The organism is Gordonia paraffinivorans, assembly GCF_900683595.1.
GTDB classification, from domain to species: domain Bacteria; phylum Actinomycetota; class Actinomycetes; order Mycobacteriales; family Mycobacteriaceae; genus Gordonia; species Gordonia paraffinivorans.
The window spans coordinates 656831-674832 of the sequence record NZ_CAACYD010000006.1 but is presented as its reverse complement, the minus strand read 5'-3'; the positions used below and the strand labels follow the sequence as shown (position 1 = coordinate 674832).

18 protein-coding genes are annotated in these 18002 nt (G+C 67.4%); all 18 read left to right on the top strand.

What is annotated here, in order from left to right; all coding sequences use genetic code 11:
* The 18 genes from E1P53_RS10010 to E1P53_RS09925 all read left to right on the top strand — a co-directional run bounded on the left by E1P53_RS10010 (nt 1) and on the right by E1P53_RS09925 (nt 18001).
* The gene (locus E1P53_RS10010) at nt 1-396 is read left to right on the top strand and encodes a heat shock protein transcriptional repressor HspR (protein ID WP_006901508.1); all 396 of its coding nucleotides are present in this window, start codon (nt 1-3) and stop codon (nt 394-396) included.
* 112 nt (nt 397-508) lie between these two features.
* Nucleotides 509-1915 (top strand): ABC1 kinase family protein, encoded by a 1407-nt coding sequence (locus E1P53_RS10005; protein ID WP_131734211.1) that lies wholly within the window; start codon nt 509-511, stop codon nt 1913-1915.
* A 119-nt stretch (nt 1916-2034) separates the two neighbouring features.
* Complete coding sequence (locus tag E1P53_RS10000; protein ID WP_220398980.1) at nt 2035-3609, top strand: flavin-containing monooxygenase; 1575 nt, start codon at nt 2035-2037, stop codon at nt 3607-3609.
* Entirely contained in the window at nt 3610-4461 is an 852-nt protein-coding gene (locus tag E1P53_RS09995) for an SDR family NAD(P)-dependent oxidoreductase (protein WP_131734210.1), read from the top strand.
* Nucleotides 4462-4477: 16 nt separating this feature from the next.
* A complete protein-coding gene (locus E1P53_RS09990; protein WP_131734209.1) occupies nt 4478-6067 on the top strand; it encodes a flavin-containing monooxygenase in 1590 nt (529 codons plus the stop codon).
* A 389-nt stretch (nt 6068-6456) separates the two neighbouring features.
* Nucleotides 6457-7503 carry an alpha/beta hydrolase gene (locus E1P53_RS09985; protein ID WP_131734208.1) on the top strand — a complete coding sequence of 349 codons (1047 nt, stop codon included), beginning with the start codon at nt 6457-6459 and terminating at the stop codon, nt 7501-7503.
* Nucleotides 7497-8354: an MlaE family ABC transporter permease gene (locus E1P53_RS09980; RefSeq protein WP_131734207.1), complete on the top strand. Its 858-nt coding sequence runs from the start codon at nt 7497-7499 to the stop codon at nt 8352-8354. Before E1P53_RS09985 ends, E1P53_RS09980 begins: the two co-directional genes overlap by 7 nt.
* On the top strand, nt 8354-9223 hold the full coding sequence (locus E1P53_RS09975; RefSeq protein ID WP_131734206.1) for an ABC transporter permease: 870 nt from the start codon (nt 8354-8356) through the stop codon (nt 9221-9223). Before E1P53_RS09980 ends, E1P53_RS09975 begins: the two co-directional genes overlap by 1 nt.
* On the top strand, nt 9220-10266 hold the full coding sequence (locus tag E1P53_RS09970) for an MlaD family protein (RefSeq protein WP_131734205.1): 1047 nt from the start codon (nt 9220-9222) through the stop codon (nt 10264-10266). The genes E1P53_RS09975 and E1P53_RS09970 overlap by 4 nt, the downstream gene beginning before the upstream one ends.
* Before the next feature lie 8 nt (nt 10267-10274).
* On the top strand, nt 10275-11276 hold the full coding sequence (locus E1P53_RS09965; RefSeq protein ID WP_165484417.1) for an MlaD family protein: 1002 nt from the start codon (nt 10275-10277) through the stop codon (nt 11274-11276).
* Entirely contained in the window at nt 11267-12301 is a 1035-nt protein-coding gene (locus E1P53_RS09960; protein WP_131734203.1) for an MlaD family protein, read from the top strand. The genes E1P53_RS09965 and E1P53_RS09960 overlap by 10 nt, the downstream gene beginning before the upstream one ends.
* Complete coding sequence (locus tag E1P53_RS09955; protein WP_131734202.1) at nt 12302-13438, top strand: MCE family protein; 1137 nt, start codon at nt 12302-12304, stop codon at nt 13436-13438.
* On the top strand, nt 13438-14463 hold the full coding sequence (locus E1P53_RS09950) for an MlaD family protein (RefSeq protein WP_131734201.1): 1026 nt from the start codon (nt 13438-13440) through the stop codon (nt 14461-14463). The genes E1P53_RS09955 and E1P53_RS09950 overlap by 1 nt, the downstream gene beginning before the upstream one ends.
* A 5-nt stretch (nt 14464-14468) precedes the next feature.
* Nucleotides 14469-15461, top strand: coding sequence for an MlaD family protein (locus tag E1P53_RS09945; protein ID WP_165484416.1), 993 nt, complete (start codon nt 14469-14471; stop codon nt 15459-15461).
* Entirely contained in the window at nt 15458-16273 is an 816-nt protein-coding gene (locus E1P53_RS09940) for a hypothetical protein (RefSeq protein WP_131734199.1), read from the top strand. Before E1P53_RS09945 ends, E1P53_RS09940 begins: the two co-directional genes overlap by 4 nt.
* A 36-nt stretch (nt 16274-16309) precedes the next feature.
* Complete coding sequence (locus tag E1P53_RS09935) at nt 16310-16705, top strand: DoxX-related protein (RefSeq protein WP_181954826.1); 396 nt, start codon at nt 16310-16312, stop codon at nt 16703-16705.
* A complete protein-coding gene (locus E1P53_RS09930) occupies nt 16686-17363 on the top strand; it encodes a TetR/AcrR family transcriptional regulator (protein WP_165484415.1) in 678 nt (225 codons plus the stop codon). The genes E1P53_RS09935 and E1P53_RS09930 overlap by 20 nt, the downstream gene beginning before the upstream one ends.
* Nucleotides 17360-18001, top strand: a complete 642-nt coding sequence (locus E1P53_RS09925; RefSeq protein ID WP_131734197.1) for a TetR/AcrR family transcriptional regulator — start codon at nt 17360-17362, stop codon at nt 17999-18001. The genes E1P53_RS09930 and E1P53_RS09925 overlap by 4 nt, the downstream gene beginning before the upstream one ends.
* Nucleotide 18002 lies beyond the last annotated feature (1 nt).

Sequence of the window (18002 nt, the reverse complement as noted above, 5' to 3'; positions counted from 1 at the left end):
ATGGCCGGTGAGAAGAACTTCGACGACGGTGCGACGTTCATGATCTCGGTCGCTGCCGAACTCGCTGGCATGCATGCGCAGACCCTGCGGACCTATGACCGCCTGGGCCTGGTCACCCCGCAGCGGACGAGCGGCGGCGGACGCCGCTACTCGCCGCGCGACGTCGAACTCCTGCGAGAGATCCAGCGTCTCTCGCAGGAGGAAGGCGTCAATCTCGCCGGCATCAAGCGGATCATCGACCTGACGAACCAGGTCGAGGCGCTGCAACAGCGCGTGCGCGAACTGACCGACGAGGTGGCCGCCGCGCAGAGCCGCCGGAGCGGAGAACTGGTGCCGGTACCGCGCACCAACGCTCTGGTCGTGTGGCAGCCGCGGCACAAGCGGCGCACCGACTGAGCGGACACGCTCCTTAGAGTACCCGCCGGATCGGCGACGATTCGCCGTTTCGGTGCGATCACCGGCAGGACCGTGCCACACTGGGCCCGCTGATCGTCGCAGGGGGTGTTCGATGAGCGAAGACAGCACGTCATCCGCAGAAGGGTCGTCGGCACTGCCGGTGGAGCGGCTCCGCCGCGGCGGCCGCGTGGGCGCGGTGGCCGCACGACATGCCGCCCGTTCGGCGGCCGTGGCCGCGACCTCCCGGTTCCGCGGCCCCGAACAGGAGGCCAGGGCGCGGGAGCGGACCATCCTGCGCCTTGCCGACGATATCGCCACGGTCGCAGTCGGGATGCGCGGTGCCGCACAGAAACTCGGTCAGATAATGGCCGTCCTCGACCTCGGCATCGCCGACGAGGAGACCAGGGCCGAATTCAGCCGGCGGATGGAACGCGTCTTCGCCACCGCCCCGCGATGGACCGACTCGTCGATGCAGCAACGCATCTCCGACGAACTCGGGCCGCACGTGGCCGACCTGACCGACGTCGCCGGGCCGGTGTCGACAGCATCCATCGGGCAGGTGTACCGGGCACGCCTCCGCGACGGAAGGTCGGTCGCGGTGAAGGTCAAGTACCCCAACGTCGACCGCATGGTCCGCGCCGATCTACAGAACCTGCGGTTGCTGGTCCGCGCGGTCCGACGCCATCTGCCGGCAGTGAACTCCGAGGCGATCGTCGACGAGGTGGCGCGCCAGATCTCGACCGAACTCGACTTCGAGGCGGAGTGTCGCAACCAGCGGATCTTCTCAGACCGCTTCGACGGCCACCCGGTGATCCGAATACCCTCTCCGGTCGAGGAGTTGTGCACCGGGGACATGCTGGTGACGGAGTTCTTCGACGGGATGACTCTCGACGATGCAGCCGCTCTGCCCGCGCCGGAGCGGGACCGGATCGGGGAGGCCATCTACCGCTTCTACTGCGGGGAGATGTACCGAGTGGGGCACTTCTGTGCGGACCCGCATCCCGGGAACATCCTCGTGAATCCCGGTGGCACGGTCTGTTTCGTGGACTTCGGGTCATGTGTGACGCTGTCTCCCGACGAGCACGCCCTCGAACGGCGCGCGCTGGAGGGGCTCCTCGGCGGACGACACCGGGAGGTGTACGACCTGGTCCGCGAGGCCGGATTCGTCGTGAACGACAAGGCCATGGGCCCGGACGAGCTGACCGCCTACATCCGCGACGTCGCGGGTTGGCACCTCGAGTCGGGAATCCTGACCATCACCCCGCAGGTCGCCGCCGCCGCGGTGAGCGCCGCGCTGCTCCCACAGGGCGGCCACATCGGTACGTTCGGCGCCCAGGCCATCGTCGAGGCGCACGCGCTCGGGCGGCGCAACGAACTCGCCGTGTTGGCCCTGCTCGGCAGGCTGAACGCGACCGCGCCCTGGTCCGACATCGCCCGGGAGACCCTCGGGATCTCCGGGCCGGCGACTCCGATGGGGGAGGAGATCGCGCGCTGGCGTCGCCGTCGGCCGGACCGCTGAACCCGCCGCCCTGACCGGAAGCGCCCGGTCAGGGCGGCTTCTTTTCCGAAGACGCCGCAGGGGCAGCCCGTTGACATTAAGTGAATGACATGTCAGTCTGTGTGGCGGGAGGGTTGATCATGACACCGGACACACTCGTCGCCATCATCGGGGGCGGCCCTGGCGGCATCTGCGCCGCCGCACTACTCAAGAAGCGCGGGATCGAGGACTTCGTGATCCTCGAGCAGGCCCTGGATTTCGGGGGCAGCTGGCGCGACAACCACTACCCCGGGCTGGGGGTGGATGTCCCGGGCTTCACATATCAGTACTCGTTCGCACGGAATCCCAAGTGGTCGCGGATGTTCCCGAAAGGTCGCGAGGTCCTCGACTATCATCGGGGAGTGGCCCGCAGCCTCGGTCTCTACGACCACGCCCGGTGGGACACCAAGGTCCTCGCCGAGCAATGGGATGACGAGAACGGCTGGTGGGAACTACATCTCGGTAACGGCACGATCATGACCGCGCGGTTCGTCATCTCCGCGATCGGTGCCTACATCAAGGCCAAGGACGACCCCGGGATTCCCGGGCTGGACGACTTCGACGGAAAGATCCTTCGGCCCAACGCGTGGGACCATGACTACGACCTCGCCGGCAAGCGGATCGCGGTGATCGGGACGGGTGCGTCGTCGGTGCAGATCACCCCGTCGATCGCGCCCGAGGTGGCCTCGCTCGAGGTGTACCAGCGCACTCCCGTGTGGGCGCTGCCGAAACCTGATTTCGCGATCGGGCCGGTGCTGCGGACGATCTTCGGTCTACCCGGTGTCCAGTCGGTGCTGTCGGCCATCGCCAACATCGTCGTCGAGATCGGACTGCGCATTCTCTATCAGACGCCGCGGCCCCTGTTCCGCCTCGCTGCGCCGTGGTTCGACCGGACCGCCCGATTGTTCTACCGGTTCTACTTGCGTCGGGTCGTCGACGACGAACGGACGCGGCAGGCCCTCATGCCCGGATACGGTCTACTCGGCAAGCGACCGACACTGTCGAACGAGTTCCTGCAGGCATTCAACAGGGACAACGTCGCCCTCGTGACCGAGCGGATCGCGCGGATCGCACCGGACGGAATCCTCACCGGCGACGGCGTGCACCACCCGTGCGACGCGATCGTGCTCGCCACCGGCTACCACCTCTTCTCCGATCCCGAGAGTTATGTCGAGGGTGCGGTCGTCGGCCGCGACGGATTCGATCTCGGTCGGTTCTACAACTCTGCGGGACTACAGGCGTACCAATCGGTTTCGGTCCCATTCCTGCCGAACCGGTGGATGCTCGTCGGGCCGTACTCCTGGATCGGCACCGGCTGGCACGAACTCGTCGAGATCACCTCCGGGCACGCGGTCAACGTCATCTCGGCTGCATTGCGCCAGGATGTTCAGGTCGTGGAGGTCACCGAGGACGCCCATCGCCGATACCGCGACATGATCGAACGCAACGGCGAGAACATCGATTACTACTTCAACACCGTCAACGCGGGCCTGCGGACCTACTACGTGAACTCCGCCGGCGACACGCCGTATATCCGGCCCACGAGCCTGTTCCGCGCGCGATCCGACAGCCGCGACGTGGACCTCGACGCCTATCGGTTCACCAAGGCGGGGTCCGTGGCGCACGCGCGGGTCTCCGACGACGAATCGTCCCCGACCTCGAAAGCGGTGATCTGAATGATGTTCCGTCCCTTTCCGACCAGCGGTGCCGTGGCACTCGTGACCGGAGGAGCGCGCGGAATCGGGTTCGCGGTGGCGCAACGACTCTTCGACGCCGGGGCGCAGGTGGTGATCGCCGACCTCGACGGGGCGGACGCACATTCCGCCGCGCAGCGCCTGGGACCGCGGGCGACGGGCCTCGCCCTCGATGTCGGTGACCGGTCGGCGTTCGAGGATCTGGTGGAACTGGTCGAATCGACCATCGGGCCGATCGACATCGTGGTGAACAACGCCGGGATCATGCCGGTCGGTCCCTTGCTCGCCGAGCAGACGGGTGTCGCGGAAGCGACTCTGCGCGTGAACTTCTGGGCCCACTACCATTCGTTCAAGATTCTGGCCCCGCGCATGATCGACCGTGGCCGAGGGCATTTCATCAACATCACCTCGGCGGCCGGCGCCATCCACTCGCCGGGACTGGCGACCTACGTCGCGAGCAAACACGCCGCGACCGGCTTCGCCCGCAGCGCACGCGAAGAGTTGAACGGGACCGGAGTGACGTTGACCGTCGTGATGCCGTCGGCGGTGAGAACCCAGCTCATCGACGGTATTCCGATGAAACGGTGGGAACAGTGGGGGATCGTCACGCCCGAATCGGTGGCACGGCGTGCCCTCGAGAGTCTGGAGCGTCGCCCCCCGGTGGTCGGCGCACCGCGCGGCATCGTTCCCCTCCTGCGGCTTCAGCACGTCGTGCCCGAGCCGATCTGGCTTCTCGGGCGCCGGTTGACCGGCGCCGATCGCACTCTGGAACCCTACGACCGCGCGGCCCGGGCCGAGTATGACGACCGGATCGCCCGGCAAGTCGCCGGCTGAGGAAGGAACGATTCCCATGCCACGAGCACGGACCAGAAGGCACGAGCCGGAACCGTACTTCGACCACAAGGTCATCATCATAGGCGCCGGCTTCGGCGGGGTCGGGATGGCCATCGCGCTCAAACGGGCACGCATCGACGACTTCGTCATCCTGGAGCGATCCGAGGGGGTCGGTGGAACCTGGTATGCGAACACCTATCCGGACGTTGCGGTCGACGTTCCCGGAATCGTCTACCAGTTCTCCTTCGCCAAGAACCCCGACTGGACCAGGACCTTCCCGAAAGGGGCCGAGGTCCGCGCCTACATCGACGGCCTCGTCGAGCGCTACGGCCTCGACGACCACCTCCGGCTCGGGCACGACGTGGTCTGTCGCCAGTGGGACGAGGACGGACAGCGCTGGGAGGTGTCGCTGGCCGACGGCCGCACGCTGACCGCTCAGTACGTCGTCTCTGCGATCGGAGCCTTCGTGGAACCTCGCAGACCCGACATACCGGGACTCGACGACTTCGAGGGCACCATCATCCAATCCCAGCGGTGGGACCACGACTACGACTTCACCGGCAAGAGGGCCGCGGTGATCGGCACCGGGGCGACATCGGTACAGCTTGTCCCGAAACTGGCCGAACAGGCCGGACATCTCGAGGTGTTCCAGCGCCGGGCGATCTGGGTGTTCGCGAAACCCGACTTCCCGATCCCGCGCGTGGTGCGGTTCGCGTTCCGTCGATTGCCGTTCCTGCAGAGCGTGATCCGCGGGATCGTCGCGGTGCTCGTCGAGGTCGGCCTCGTCGGCATCACGGTGTATGGCAAACAGGTCGCGCCCCTCACGCTCGTCCCGAACTGGGCATGCCGCTTGTTCCTCTTCAGTCAGGTTCGTGACCGGGAACTACGGAAGAAGCTAACGCCCACCTATGGGTTCGGATGCAAGCGGCCGAGCGTGTCCAACGTCTACTACCGCACGTTCACCCGGGAGGACGTCGATCTCGTCACCGAACCCATCGAACGTGTCACGCCCGCCGGAATCCGAACCGCCGACGGAGTCGAGCACCCCATTGATGTGCTGGTGCTCGCCACCGGATTCGAGATGTCGCAGAGTCCGGAGCCATACCGGCGCCGGCCGCTGCGGGGGCGTGAGGGCTTCGATCTCGCCGACTTCTACGAGAACAACCGTGCCAAGGCATACGAGGGCGTCTGCATGCCGCAACTGCCCAACCACTTCATGGTCTTCGGGCCGTTCGCATGGAGCGGCAGCAGTTGGCACGTGATGGTCGAGAACGCCATGCGGATCGTCACCACGGTGATCACCGAGGCCGACCACAGGGGAGCGACGTCGGTGGCGGTCACCGAGGAGGCGAACGATCGGTTCTTCGAGTTCATCTCCGAGCGCGGCAAGCACACACTCATGCACGGCAAGGCTTGTGTGAACGCGAACTCTTACTACATCGACAAACACGGTGACTTCGGATTCCTCCGGCCCACCACGGCGTACCAATCCACGCGGGCGAGCAAGCGTATTCCGATGAGCGACTTCGAATTCCGGACCGTCGACCGGGTTCCTGCACGGCGTCGGCGGGGGCTCGCGCCAGTCGCCGCGTCCGACGGCGCCTGACGTCACGTTGCAGACAATCTCGAGCATGCACTCGAAAACCAAGCAGGGTGACATGTCAGTCGGCTAATATTCCACTACCCGGTGATGGTCCGGACGAGTTCGTTCGGACCCCGAGATGAGGGGGATCACGCGTACCCCACGGGGGAGCTTCAGGTGGGGTACGCGTGACCGTCTTCACGGTGTCGTGCCGACGCCGACATCCGGTCGGCGACCTCGGCGTCGCACCTCCACACGAGCCGAGGTCAAGTCGTGAGATTCAGCAGAACCAGAGGGGTGATCTACATGGTCGTTGCGATTGTCGTCGTCGCGATCGTCGCGGTGTTGGGGGGACTCGTGGGCCTCCTCGTGCAGCGGGGCCTCACGCGGGGGTCGGTCGAGAAGGTGGCAGGATGAGCGCGCCACGCACCGCGGCCGACGCGGCGGCCGTCCCGGTGCCCGTCGGCGCCCCGGGGATGGTGCGCCGCCGGACTTTCGGTCCACCCGGCCTGCGCTCCCGGATGATCGCAGTGTTCATCCGGATCTTCGTGCGAACCGTGATCGTCGTGTGGTCCCGAGTTCCGCATCTGCCCTGGCCGTACCGGCTGCTCGACGATCTCGCCGCGCTGCTGCCGCCGCTACCGGGCGTTGCCCGTCGCCGCGTACGACTCGCGCACTGCGGGGCGGAGTACTCGACGCCGCGGACGGTGGCCGACCCGGACGGCGCCATCCTCTACATCCACGGTGGCGCCTTCATCCTCGGCGGCATCCGGACCCATCGTCGGCTGGTGTCACGACTTGTGCGCGAATCGCACATGACCGCGCTGGCGGTCGACTACCGTCGCGCACCGCGGTATTCGGTTGCCGAGGCACTCTCGGACTGTGTGGACGGGTACCGCTGGTTGCTGGACCTGGGCTACGCGCCCGACCGGATCGCCATCGTGGGGGATTCCGCCGGAGGCTATTTTGCCTTCCACGTCGCGGCGCGGGTTTCCGAACTCGGGCTCGGCACGCCGGGCGCAGTGGTCGGACAGTCGCCGTTGGTCGACGTCGGCGACGACCGGCCGCTCACCCCGGGCTCTGCTGACCCGTTGTTCACGCCCGACGCCGTGTCCGCGATGCTGCGGGTGACCCGACGGGCCGAGATACGCTCACGACGTCGGGTGGGCAAGACGAACAACGCACTGCCGCCGGTGGGTTCGGCGCATCAACTCGTGCTTGCCGGTTTTCCACCCGCGCTGATCCAGGTGGGCTCGGGCGAGATCCTCCACCATGACGCAGAGTTGATGGCAAACGCGCTGGCGGAGGCCGGTGTCGACGTGGAGCTCGAGGTGTGGGAGGGGCAGTTCCACGTCTTCCAGGCTGCCGCCGACCTGGTCCCGGAAGGCCGTCGGGCGATCGAGAACATCGCCGGCTTCCTGCACACCGCCCTCGGGATCGAGGAGAAGGCCAAATGGTGACGGCGCGGCCGGTGACCGCGATCCCGGGACGATGGGCGGCCCGCGGACGGCACCTCGCCGGCCGTGCGGTCGCGCGCGGCCTTGCCTCGCTGGCCACGTTCGGTCGCGCCGTTCAGATCGGCATGAGCAGCTTCGTGTACCTCGTGACCGACCTCGTCACGCTGCGGTTCCCGTGGCGCGACGCGGTTCGTCAGGCATGGTTGTTGGTCACGGTGACCGCGATCCCGGCGGTGCTGGTGTCGGTGCCGTTCGGCGTCATCGTCGCGGTCCAGGTCGGGAGTCTGACCCAGCAGGTCGGTGCCAGTTCGGTGTCCGGCGCCGCCGGCGGGCTCGGCGTCATCCAGCAGGGCGCGCCGATCGTGGTGGCCCTGCTCATCGGCGGCGCCGGTGGTGCTGCCATTGCCTCCGACCTCGGCGCCCGCAGCATGCGGGAGGAGATCGACGCGCTTCGCTCCATGGGGGTGGACCCGTTGCGGCGACTGGTGGCCCCGCGAATGGCCGCCATCATCGCGGTCGCACCTCTGCTGTGCATGCTGGTGATCTTCATGGGGCTCACGACCGGATACGTCATCGCCGTGACATTCCAGGACATCACGCCCGGCTCGTACACCTCGTCGTTCTCCGCATTCGCATCGACATCGGATCTGGCTGTGGCCGTGGCGAAATCGCTCATCTTCGGAGTCGTCGTGGTCGTCATCGCAGCACAGCGTGGTCTGGAGACCAGATACGGACCCAAGGCAGTCGCCGACTCGGTCAACGCCGCGGTGGTGCTCGGCGTAGTGGTCGCGTTCGGTATCAACCTCGTCATCACCCAGTTGGTCACGATGTTCCTTCCGCAGCGGGTGGGCTGATGGTCCCGGCACGCCACTATCCGCCGCACACGGCGCCACTGGTCCGAGCCGCCGGACAGGTCGTGGGTGCGCCGGTCCGCGCGTTTCAGATGGCCGGGCACCAGGCGACTTTCGTATCGCGGTCACTGGGCGCGATTCCCCATGCAGCGCTGCACTATCGGCGACACATCGCCGCATTGATCGGTGACATGACGCTGGGGTCGTCGGGGATCATCGTCGGCGGCGGGACCCTGGCGGTCCTCGCATTCCTCGGCGTTGCGGTCGGCGCGTCGATCGGCATCCAGGGGTATGCGCTGCTCGACATGGTCAACATGGGTCCCCTCACCGGTCTCGTCTCCGCTTATGCGAGTACGAGGGAGCTCGCACCGATGATCGCCGCGGTCGGCTTCGCCGCCCAGACGGGGTGCCGGATCACCGCGGAGATCGGGTCGATGCGGATCTCCGAGGAGGTCGATGCGTTGGAGGCCAATGGAATTCGTTCGATTCCGTTTGTGGTGTCCACCCGGATGGTGGCCGGCGCGATCACCATCGTCCCGCTCTACCTGATCGCGCTGATCCTCGGATACGTCTCGTGCGCGTTCGTCGTCATCGTCGTCCACGGCGAGTCCGACGGCGCGTACCAACACTACTTCGGCCAGTTCATCAGCGGCTCGGACATCGTCTACTCGGTGGTCAAGGCGGTGGTGTTCGTCGTCCTGATCATCCTCATCCACAGCTACTTCGGGTATTTCGCCTCAGGAGGCCCGGAGGGCGTCGGCGTGGCGTCGGGCCGCGCGATCCGCGCGAGCCTCGTGGTGATCGTCAGCGCGGACATGGTGCTGACGCTGATGTTCTGGGGCCTCACCAACACGATTGCGATCTCGGGATGAATCCACTTGGCGGCTGGGAGAGGTCACCTCGCGACCCGAGCGCGAGCGGCCTGTTCCTGCGCGGCGTGATGACCATCGCGGTGCTGTGCGCAGTGGCCGCGCTGCTCGGCACCCATGCGCAAGGCGGATTCGACGATCGCTTCGAACTCCTGCTGGAGGCAGACCAGGTCGGCGACGGGCTGATGGTGGGCGCGCCGGTCAAGCACCGCGGCTTCGTCATCGGTACCGTCGACGAGATCACCGCGCTCGCCGACGGAACCCAGCAGGTGCGCCTCTCGATCGACCCCGCGGAGGCATCCGGCCTGGGTTCCGATGTCGTACCGGGCTATTCGTCGGCGAACCTCTTCGGAACGACGGCGATCGAACTGGTCTCGAACGGGCCGGGAGGCGAGCGGCTGCGGAGCGGGCAGCGGTTGCGGATCACCGGCGATGCCACCGTCGGAACCGTCACCGGTGTGATGAACCGGACGACCACGCTGACCGACGCCTTCACCTCCTCGGAGATGCTGGCCGCGATCGACGGGCTGGCCGACAATGCGGGACCGATCGCCCGGACGGCGCGCGCCTACCTCACCCTGCTGGGTGACGCCCGCGAGGAACGCGCGATGAGCGTCCGTGATTTCCTGGGCGAGACCACCGACATCCTCGACGGCATCCGGGCGATCCTCACACCGACCATCGGCGTGGTCAACACCACCATGGATGCGAGTCGGTTTCTGGAGACGGCGGCGGGGCAGAAGCGCACGATCGCCGCTGTGAGCGGCCTGTCGAGCCGCCTCGTGCTTCCCGTCGCCGAGATCCTCGCCGATCACCGCACGAGCCTCGGCACGATCATCGCGGTAGCACTCGACATCGGACTGCCGCTCGTGCTGTCCGCGGGGACGATCCCCGACGCCTACAACCGCATCGGCAACTTGCTCGCCGACACAGAATCCGCCTTCACCGGGGCGCCCGATCGTCCCCACCTCGAACTCGAGGTGCTGTTCGACGTCTTCCCACAGGGCATCGGTCCGGTCCTGCGTTCCAGCGGAGGAACCCAATGACCACCGAGATGCGTTCTCCCATCCTCCGTCTCACGGCGTTCGGCATCGTGGTGGCGCTGATGTCCTGGGGGATCGTGACCGCGATCTCGCGGCCGCTGCCGGGAGACAAGGCCACCTACCGGGCCGTGTTCTCGGATGTCTCCGGGCTCTTCGCCGGCGACCCCGTCCGCCAGGCCGGGGTTCTCGTCGGCGAGGTCCGCGACATCGCCATCGACCGGGGGAACGCAGTGGTGACCTTCGAGGTGCAGCGCGGACATCGCCCAGGACGATCGGCGAGAGCCGCCGTCCGATACCAGAACCTGATCGGCCAGCGCTATCTCGAGGTGGTCCCCGGACCGCACGAGGCCACCGAGTCGCGGCTCGACGACGGCGCGGTCATACCGCTGGAACGGACCATCCCGTCCTTCGACATCACCCGACTGTTCAACGGTGTGGGTCCGCTCCTCGCCTCGTTCGATCCCGCGGCCTTCAACGATTTCGCCGCGAACATCCTGACCGTGCTCGAAGGCGATGGACGAGGGTACGCCCCGGTGCTCGAGAGCCTGGACCGGCTCACCGCACTCGCCCGCGACCGGGAAGCCGTGATCCTCACGCTCATCGCGAATCTCGGTGCGGTGGCCGACGAGATCGGCGGCCGCTCGGCCCGGGTGGCCGGCCTCGTCACCGTGCTCAACGGGGCGGTCACCAAGTTCACCGGCCGCATCGACGAGGTCGACCGCGCCTTGCACGACGCCGACCGCGCCCTGGTGCCCGCCACCGAATTGCTCGAGATGATGTCGGGCAGTTACGACTCCAACTACGGACCGCTCGACGCATTCCTGCGTCGGGTACTCCCCGCCACCCCACAGATCGTCGAGGCGCTCGGCACGATCCCGACGCTGCTGTCGGCGATCAACTCAGCCGTCGGAACCCATCCGTCTGCGGGCCTGACGTGTAGCCGTGGACAACTCACCTCCACGGCGCTGCCCCGACTCCTGGTCGGAGGGAAGGAATTGCGAGTATGCCGATGACCGACCGCGCATCAGATCTCATCGCAGAGTTGATGGGCCGAGGTCCGATGCGGACCGCCGACCACGATCGTCGTGTCCAGGTCGGCATCGGCTGTGTCGGCATCGTCGTCGTGGTGGCGCTGCTCGCCGCCTCGGCGCTGCTCTACCTGGCGCCGCCCGGCCATCGGTCGGTAACCGTGCAGTTCGCCCACGCCAACGGCCTGCGCGCCGGCGATGACGTCCGGATCGCAGGCATCAGCGTCGGCAAGGTCGACACCGTCAGCCTCGACGGCGATCGGGTGCGAGTGGTACTGAACGTGAGATCCGACGTTCTCGTGGGAGATTCCTCCGGGGCCGCCATCAAGCTGCTGACTCCGGTCGGTGGGCGCTTCGTCCAGCTGACCACGGTCGGTGACACCGACATCGGCGACGGCATCATCCCGGTGACGCGGACGGAGACGACCTTCGACATGTCGTCGGTGATGGAGATCGCGACACCCCGCGTGGCCCAGCTCGACGGCGCGCTGCTGCGCGACACCCTCGATGAACTCGATGCCGCGCTCGCCGGCCGGCCACAGGCGATCCGCGAGGTGCTGCAGAACTCTTCGCGCCTCGCCTCGACCGTGGCGACCCGCGCCGACCAGTTGGCGACGGGACTGCGGGTCTCCGAGGAATACGTGCGCGCCACGACGAGGGACCGGCAGATCCTGCTGACCTTCGTGCGGAACTTCGGGACGATCGGGGTGAAGCTCGGGGTGCAGCGCGATCTCGTGGTTCGCGTGTTCAACAGGCTCAAGCGGGTCTTCGCCTTCCTCCACCGGCCGATCCTCGCCTACGCGCAGGCACTGGAGCAGCCCGTCGACGACGCCGTCGCGATCATGGACAAGCTCGCGGCGCGCCTGTCGTCCCTCGACGAGTCCATCGCGGCGATCCACGACTTCCTCGATGCAGCAAGGGGTTTCCTCGGCGAACAGGCCGCACAGACCGCGCGGTCACCGCAATCCGCGATCATCGTGTGCATCCCGAGCCCGGAGCGGGGGTGCTAGATGACGTCACCACACTCGCGCCGGAACATCGTCGTTGGGGTCCTCATCGTGTGCTGTGCCCTCGTCGCCGTGGGCGCAGTCGCCGCCAGGCCGCTCTTCGGGGTCGTCGCGGATCGGTTCTCCCACCGCACCGTCTGCGCCGAGTTCGACGACTCGATCGGCGTGTACACGGGCAATGCGGTGACCCTGATGGGTGTACCGGTCGGATCGGTCGACGAGATCACCTCTGTCGGTGGAGGCGTGCGCATCACCATGCAGGTCGATGACGACCTCCGTCTGCCCGCCGACGTGGGCGCGGTGGCCATCGACGGTTCGATCGTGACCGATCGTCGGATCGAGTTCACCAAGCCCTACACCGCTGGACCCGAATTCTCCGGCGACCATTGCATTCCCGAGTCCCGGACCAGGACGCCACTGGGCATCAGCAAGTCCTTCGACGCCACCAACGCGTTGATCTCGGCCGTTCTCGGCGTCGACGAACACGGGCAGGTGGATCGCGAACGGGCCGACGTGATCGGCGAACTCGTTCGCAAGGCCGACGCCGCGGTGTCGGGGACCGGCCCCGACGCGGCGGAACTGTTCGCGTCGCTCTCGCGTGCCCTACCCGATCCGGGGCGGATGGACGGCCAGATCCGTGGTCTCGTGGACAATCTCGATGTCCTCCTGCAGAGCTTCACCGAGCGGTTCCCCGAGTTCGAGCAGGCTGTGCGCAACCTGTCGATCACGGCGGACACGTTCGGGGGTTTCGCCCGGGAGTTCGCCGCGGCTATCGACCTCGCCGTGGACTTCTTGCCGGTCCTCGACCGGGTCCTGGACCGCCACGGCGACCGGCTGCTCGACGCCGCCGACCGGATCGTGCCGGCGGTGCACCTCTTCGCGGCGCGTGCCGGAGATGTGAAAGATGTTCTGGAGCAACTTCCTTCGGTGGGAAACAGTCTGCGTACCCTGTACGCGGACGACCTGCGGGCCGGTCGGATCCGTTATCACCCGCCGACCGTCCGTCTGTCCGCCGAATCGGTCGGTGAGGTGTGCCGCGCACTGCGGAATCCGCCGGGTTGCCCGCGTGCACCGAACCGTGGCGAGGTCGTGGATCTCGGCGTCGTGCAAATCGTTCTCGGTGCTGCGGGGTGGCGCTGATGAGTTCGCGTCCCGCACTGTTGCGTCGTGCCGCCGCGATACTGGTGATGTGCCTGCTCGCGAGCGCGTGCGGCCCCACTCTCACCGACATCCCGCTCGGCGCCGGGGGTCGAACCGATGCGACCATCCGTATCCGTGCCGAGTTCGCCAGTGTGCTGAATCTGCCGGACCGCGCGCGGGTCCTGATGGACGGCGTCGAAACCGGCACCGTCGTATCGACAGAACTCGCCGGTGACCGCGCGATCGCGGTGATCGACCTCGACCGCACGCGCCGAGTCCCTGTCGGTACCCGCGCGGAGCTGCGCCAGACCACGCTCCTCGGCGACATCTATGTCGCACTGGTCCCGCCGACCCATCCTGTCGGGGACGCGGTGCTGGTCGACGGGTCGATGATCCCGCTGGACCACACCGAACCCCCGATCAACGTCGAGACGATGCTGACGACCGTGGGCAACCTCGTGAACGGCGGGACGCTCACCCGGCTCCAGTCGGCCATCAGGGATGTCAACGCGGCCCTCGACGTCCCGCCCGCCGAGTTGCGGCGGATCGCCGCGGCCGGCGCCGCCGCGGTGACCGGCCTGGGTGAGAACACCGGGCCGATCCAGGCGATCCTCGAGCGCGCGGATCAGGTCGCGGCCACCGTCGCCGCACAACGGCACCGGATCGACGAGATCTTGACGCACGGCGAGACGCGGCTGGGCGGGTTGTCGAACACCCTGCTCAGCGTCGTGGACCTGATCATCGCGGTCGGAGGTCTGGGCCGTGGGGTGGCCGGTGTGCTGAATCCCGTCCACGAGGAGCTGACATCGATGCTGGCGACCGTCGACCCGTGGCTGGTCACCATCGCGAACGCCGACCGTTCGGTCGCGGAGAACGCTCATCGGGCAGCTGTTCTGGTTCGAGACCGCCTCGTCCCGTTCCTGCGCGGTGGATCGCTCGACATCGTGAGCGTCACCGACACCGGACGAGACGTCGAGCGCGCGCGCGACGTGACCGACATCCTGCGCGGACTGGGGTTGCTATGAGGCAGATGACCGGACGGCTCTCGATCGTCCTGCTGATCGCTCTCACCGTGCTGGGCGTGGGGTACCTCGCGGTCGGTGTGCTCCGGATGGACCCGATGCGTGAGCCGATCCGAATCGAACTGACGATCCCGGAGACCGGCGGCCTCATGGAATCCTCCCGGGTTCTTCTACGAGGGATCGAGGTCGGACGTATCGCCGACATCCGCACCCGGCGCGACCATGTCGAGGTGACCGCGGAATTGCGACCGGGCACCCGTGTGCCCGTCGACAGTCCCGTCGAGATCGCCAATCTCTCGGCGGTGGGGGAGCAGTACCTCGAGTTCCGGCCCGACTCCGATTCCGGGCCGTACCTGTCCGGCGGCGACCGTATCCCACCCGAACAGGTCCGGGTGAGCAGTACGGTCAGCGAGATGCTCACCCGCGTGGGCACCTTGGCCGATCAGGTCGACCCCGAGCAGATGCGTCGCATCGCGGATGTGCTCGGAAACGCCTTCGGAGACCCCGCGGTCGCCGCGAACCTGCGCGAAGCGGGTCGGCTGATGGCACAGACCATCACCGAGAAACGTGACGCCCTGCGCCGGCTGTTCGTCAACGCGCAGCGACTCACCCGGTCGATGGGTCAGGCCGACATCGGCGCCGAGCTCGGCGATACCGCACCCCCGATGGCGTATCTCGAGCCTCAGATGGGCCACCTGATCACGTCCCTCGGCGCCTACAGCCGCGTTGCGGACACGACCTGGGACGAGACCATCGGACCCGTGGTCGACCGCATCGCCGGTTACTTCGACACCCTCGCACCCGATTTCGGATTCATCGCCACCGTGCTGCGACCGGCGACGCAGCACTTGCGGTCCTGGCGCGTCGACGCGGCCGCGATCACCGACCTCTGGCGCAGCGTGTTCCCGGGCAACGGCCGCGCTCGCGTGACCATCCGGGTGCCTGCCATCAGCGGCGAGGAGACCCCGAACCCACCACCGACCCGAGGAGGGCCACGATGACGACCATCGAGAAGGCGACTGCACAGGAGAACATCCCGGAGAAGACAGCCCCGGAGAAATCGGTCACGGGGGAATCGGCCCCGGATGGGACGACCGCGGCCAAGACGTCCGTGGCCAACCATGACACCCACGAAGCCCATGACACCGACGAATCGGTCGTGGTGGTAGGTGAATCCGCCGATGACATCCACCCCGCGGAAGGCGATGCGACGACACCCCCGATCGGCCCGGTGGACAGGCGCGAACCCCGGCGTCTCCCACGCCCTCCGCTAGTCGGAGTCCTGTCCGTCCTCCTGCTCGTCGCGCTGACGGGCCTGGCCTGGGTCTCGATCTCGCTGCATTCGGTGAACCAGCGTGTCGCCGAGGATCAAGCGCACGAGCGGGCGCGACAGGCCGCGGCCGAGATCGCAGCCGAATACGCGACGCGATCGATGAACTTCAGCTACACCGACCCGGACGGTTTCGTGGCCGAGATGAAGAAGGGCATCACGCCCGAGTTCGCGAAGAAGTACGAGTCGGCCGTGGACCTCATCCGGGGCGTCATGCAGCAGGCGAAGCTCATCTCACGCGGAGACGTGCTGGCCACCCACCTCATCTCGTCCACCGGCGACCCGGGCACCGACGGCGCGACCTACCGGTTCGTCGTCGTCGGCAACCAGATCTCTCGGAGCGTGCAACGGCCCGAGGAGGCGCCGTCGCAGGTGGTCCTCGACGTCGCGGTCACCGAGCGCGACGGCCGGCGGCTGATCTCCGACTTCGGGGTGCTGGACGATGCCGACGACACCGCGCCCGTTCCCACCGAGCCCCGATAGGCCGACCCATCGACCACTCACCTTCAGGAGCACCGTATGCATATCCGCAGTCGACGTCGCGTCGCCGATCAGATCGTCCGTGGACGCACGCCACGCCGCCCCGTCGTCATCCGAGCGCGATCCGCCGATTCGGCATCGGCCCGACTCGTGGGCATCGGCCTCGCGGGCTCGGGGCTCGCCCACTTCACCAGCCCGCGGCTGTTCGAGCCGATCACCCGGCCCGTCTTCCCACGGGGAACCCGCGCCTGGGTGTTCGCCAACGGCACCACCGAGACCGTCCTCGGACTGGCCATCGCGGGTCGCCGGACCCGAACCATCGGGGCAGCGGGAACCATCGCCTATGTGGCATTCTTGGCCGGGCACGCATTGGCCAGGGCGACGCCCCGCGTCCCCGAGGACAGCGAGAGGACGAATGACGACACCGGCGAATAGTTCGGCTCCGACGCAGAAGCGTGGACGGCCCCCGGTCGCGGGGCTGGCGGAGAAACGTCGCGGTGAGATCGTCGAGGCCGCGTACAAGGTCTTCACCGGCAAGGGGTACGAGGCGACGACGATCGCCGATATCGCGCGCGAGGCCGGAATCGGCCAGGGCACCATCTACCGGTACATCGAGAGCAAGCGCGAACTGCTCGACCTCGTCTTCGACAACGCCATCGACCGGTTGTTCTCGACCGTCGATCCGGATTCGCTGTTCGATTCCGACCCGCAGTCGCTCGACGACATGGCTGCCAAGATCACGACGATCGGCCGGCGCCTGTACCGCCTCATCGACGAGGACCCGGCACTCATCCGCCTGATCGCCGTCCAGGCCAACGCCATCGACAAGGACCTGCGCGAACGCGTCGTGGGACTCGAGGCGATCCTGAATTCGCTGGTCGTCCGGGCGCTGGGAATCGCCGTCGACCGGGGCTGGATCGAGGTTCCCGACGAACGCAGGCCGATTCTCGCGCGGCTGCTCACCAGCCTGACCATTCCCGGTGTGGTCGCTTCGGTGGAGGGCAAGACCGACCCCGCCCTCCGCGACCTGTTGGTCGGCACGGCGACCGACGTCGCCCGCCGCGGCATCGTGGCGAGGCAGGCCGGCCGGTGACCAGGGAACAGATGTCCACCGCGGCGACCCGCGGTGGCGACCGCACCCAGCAGCGTCGGACCGAGTTGCTCGACGCCTTCCTCGCTCTCTGCGTGGAACGCGGCTACCGGGAGATCGGCGTCGGCGATGTCGTCGCGCGTGCCGGGGTCAGCCACGGGACGTTCTACAACTATTTCGACAACAAGCGGGACGCGCTCGCCGCCCTGATGACGCGCGAGGTCAACGACATCGTCGCGGTGGTCGAACTGCACCGCACTCCCGCCGCAACCCTCGAGGAGTTCACCGACGAGCTCCGGAGCCTGGCCGCGCGCATCTTGGAATACGCATTGCGGCGCCCCGCGGAGCTGGCTTTCCTCACCATGGAGGCCCCGGGAGTCGACGATGCCGCGCTGCAGGAGATGCTCTCGTACTACCACCGGATGAGTTCTCTCAGTGCAGATTACCTGCAAGAGGGAGTCGACGCCGGATACCTTCGCGGCGATATCGACGTAGAGGTCGTCGGAGAGATCGTGGTGTCCGGCCTGGTCGGTCTCCTCATCCCGGTGCTGTTGGAGCCGGACCAGGAGATCGACATCGAGGCGTCTGCATCCACCTTCGCCCGTTTCCTCCTCTACGGCGGGTGGCCGGCGGACGCCTGAC

Bases quoted from the DNA above. Each gene is read 5' to 3' on its own strand.
- E1P53_RS09950 (WP_131734201.1), top strand. From the start codon at position 13,438: ATGAGTTCGCGTCCCGCACTGTTGCGTCGTGCCGCCGCGATACTGGTG.
- E1P53_RS09970 (WP_131734205.1), top strand. From the start codon at position 9,220: ATGAATCCACTTGGCGGCTGGGAGAGGTCACCTCGCGACCCGAGCGCG.
- E1P53_RS09965 (WP_165484417.1), top strand. From the start codon at position 10,275: ATGCGTTCTCCCATCCTCCGTCTCACGGCGTTCGGCATCGTGGTGGCG.
- E1P53_RS09960 (WP_131734203.1), top strand. From the start codon at position 11,267: ATGCCGATGACCGACCGCGCATCAGATCTCATCGCAGAGTTGATGGGC.
- E1P53_RS10010 (WP_006901508.1), top strand. From the start codon at position 1: ATGGCCGGTGAGAAGAACTTCGACGACGGTGCGACGTTCATGATCTCG.
- E1P53_RS10005 (WP_131734211.1), top strand. From the start codon at position 509: ATGAGCGAAGACAGCACGTCATCCGCAGAAGGGTCGTCGGCACTGCCG.
- E1P53_RS09930 (WP_165484415.1), top strand. From the start codon at position 16,686: ATGACGACACCGGCGAATAGTTCGGCTCCGACGCAGAAGCGTGGACGG.
- E1P53_RS09985 (WP_131734208.1), top strand. From the start codon at position 6,457: ATGAGCGCGCCACGCACCGCGGCCGACGCGGCGGCCGTCCCGGTGCCC.
- E1P53_RS09955 (WP_131734202.1), top strand. From the start codon at position 12,302: ATGACGTCACCACACTCGCGCCGGAACATCGTCGTTGGGGTCCTCATC.
- E1P53_RS09945 (WP_165484416.1), top strand. From the start codon at position 14,469: ATGACCGGACGGCTCTCGATCGTCCTGCTGATCGCTCTCACCGTGCTG.
- E1P53_RS09935 (WP_181954826.1), top strand. From the start codon at position 16,310: ATGCATATCCGCAGTCGACGTCGCGTCGCCGATCAGATCGTCCGTGGA.
- E1P53_RS09975 (WP_131734206.1), top strand. From the start codon at position 8,354: ATGGTCCCGGCACGCCACTATCCGCCGCACACGGCGCCACTGGTCCGA.
- E1P53_RS09990 (WP_131734209.1), top strand. From the start codon at position 4,478: ATGCCACGAGCACGGACCAGAAGGCACGAGCCGGAACCGTACTTCGAC.
- E1P53_RS09980 (WP_131734207.1), top strand. From the start codon at position 7,497: ATGGTGACGGCGCGGCCGGTGACCGCGATCCCGGGACGATGGGCGGCC.
- E1P53_RS10000 (WP_220398980.1), top strand. From the start codon at position 2,035: ATGACACCGGACACACTCGTCGCCATCATCGGGGGCGGCCCTGGCGGC.
- E1P53_RS09940 (WP_131734199.1), top strand. From the start codon at position 15,458: ATGACGACCATCGAGAAGGCGACTGCACAGGAGAACATCCCGGAGAAG.
- E1P53_RS09995 (WP_131734210.1), top strand. From the start codon at position 3,610: ATGATGTTCCGTCCCTTTCCGACCAGCGGTGCCGTGGCACTCGTGACC.